Source organism: Vibrio sp. A37 (assembly GCF_059777565.1).
This window is the reverse complement of the sequence record NZ_JBLNLI010000052.1, coordinates 1-1740: the sequence shown is the minus strand read 5'-3', so window position 1 is coordinate 1740 and position 1740 is coordinate 1. Positions and strand designations below refer to the sequence as shown.

Here is a 1740-nt window from a genome sequence, read left to right as displayed (position 1 = left end):
CTTTTCTGCTTAAGTGAACTTAAGTTTTTGAATAAAACATAGAGTATGTTTCTTTGACTGAGACTTGCCATATCTTTAACTTGACGTATTCTGTGTCCCTGATTTCTCTTGCTTGCTTAACAAGACAATTGACACAGAAGATATGCAAGTCCGGAAAGAGGCATGTCGTCTATCTGCATCATCGATTAACTCTCAAACTTTGGAAGTTCATTGTTATAGATTCTGACGAAGCAAAAGAGCGTTTCTACTGTACGTTTGCTACCAACTTCCAATTCAACCATCCGCACGCGAAAGAAGCTTCACATACGACTCTTCTTGCCTACAATCCAAAGTTCACCAAAGAGAAGTCTTCAAATCGTGTTGATGCGGAAGTATCTTCTGGTCACCTACCTGCCCGTATGTACGACCAATTCACCGGCTCTTATCTATTCGCCGAGATGTGTACTGATGACAATGGCTGCAATGACGGTTGGACAAAAGCACAGGTTTACATTGCAGTAGGTAACCTACTGCATACACTAGCTCGTTTAGCATTGGATAATGTGTTAACCGCTCTTTGACATACTCCTCCCCATCAATGAGTTGATCTTAAATAAAGGCAAAGTTCGATACTCAATTCATCTATTTCAGTTGGTGACCTCTCGACCTTTATACTTTAGGGTACGAATCGCCATTAATATTCTCTAAAAGATGATTGATCATCTTATTTTTAGACTCATCATTTGATAGTATTTCTCCATGCGAACAGGGCAACTTCACCACAGATATATTTGAGCATAATTGCCGGAACCCTAAACCATCAGAGCGAACTGCGTCTGCTGTATATTCAATCGATTCAGTCAGCACAGTACACTGATACACTGTTGTTTGTCCTTCGAATGTTGGTAGAACTAAATTTTTATACCAATGAATTTTGTCCTGATAACGTCTATCAGTAAACAAGTCGGTTACTAAGGGATCCATTAAGAAGGTGTGCACCACTTCGATATTTAGAGCCTGTAATCGATTCGCTGTAAGATAAGCTAGCACCGCACCGAAACTCCACCCCAATACCGAGCAATGCCCCGTTAAGCAAAGGGCGTTTTGTATAATCGTATCGGCTATATCTGATGACCAAGCCTCAAAACTGTCGTACTTACCGATTCTGTCTGTATCAAATATGACGAGGTGAATATGTGAGGGGATCTCTGGGATCAGAGTATTTAACCACATTTCGTAACCCATGTCTTTTAACGGAAATACGATTAAAGTTTCCTGAGCCTCTGATGTTCTGTTGTACTCCACCCACGCCTTCTGATTTCGAATCATGAAATCAGAAGGTGTACGCAGCCCACCTTGTGCCGCTTTGTGGCAAGCAACGTTCGTCACCGTCTCTATGGCCGCCTCAAATACCCGAAGAAAATCCTGAGTCTGCCTTGAACTTAACCTCGAATGAACGTGGAAACGTAACACTCCTGACTGTACCGCCCCATTAATATTGAGCAACAGCGCCGTCTGATTCTCCAATGAGACTTCATCCCCCGCCAACTCCCCCGTTAACTGCCACATCCCATCACAGTCTGCCTGAATGTCGCCCAGCTGACCTAGGTAGTTAAAGGCAATAGGCGGCCACTCAGCCGGTAACTCACCCGCTTGCTGCAACGCCCCAAACCCAATCCCTCGGTCTGGTATCGCTCGCAACCTCTCTTTGGTATCAATGATCGTCGCTTCCACATCAGAGTGCGCCCGCAGAGCCACCGG

At 44.2% G+C, this 1740-nt stretch carries 1 protein-coding gene and 1 pseudogene; one reads left to right on the top strand and one right to left on the bottom strand.

The window, feature by feature from the left end; all coding sequences use genetic code 11:
• Positions 1 to 112: 112 nt before the first annotated feature.
• Positions 113 to 536 (top strand): annotated as a pseudogene (locus ACM2FC_RS23430) (nitroreductase family protein); the annotation flags it as partial.
• Positions 537 to 648: 112 nt separating this feature from the next.
• Here the strand turns inward: ACM2FC_RS23430 and ACM2FC_RS23425 are convergent.
• Positions 649 to 1740 (bottom strand): hypothetical protein (locus ACM2FC_RS23425; RefSeq protein WP_498483448.1); only part of this gene is annotated, 1092 nt, incomplete at its 5' end.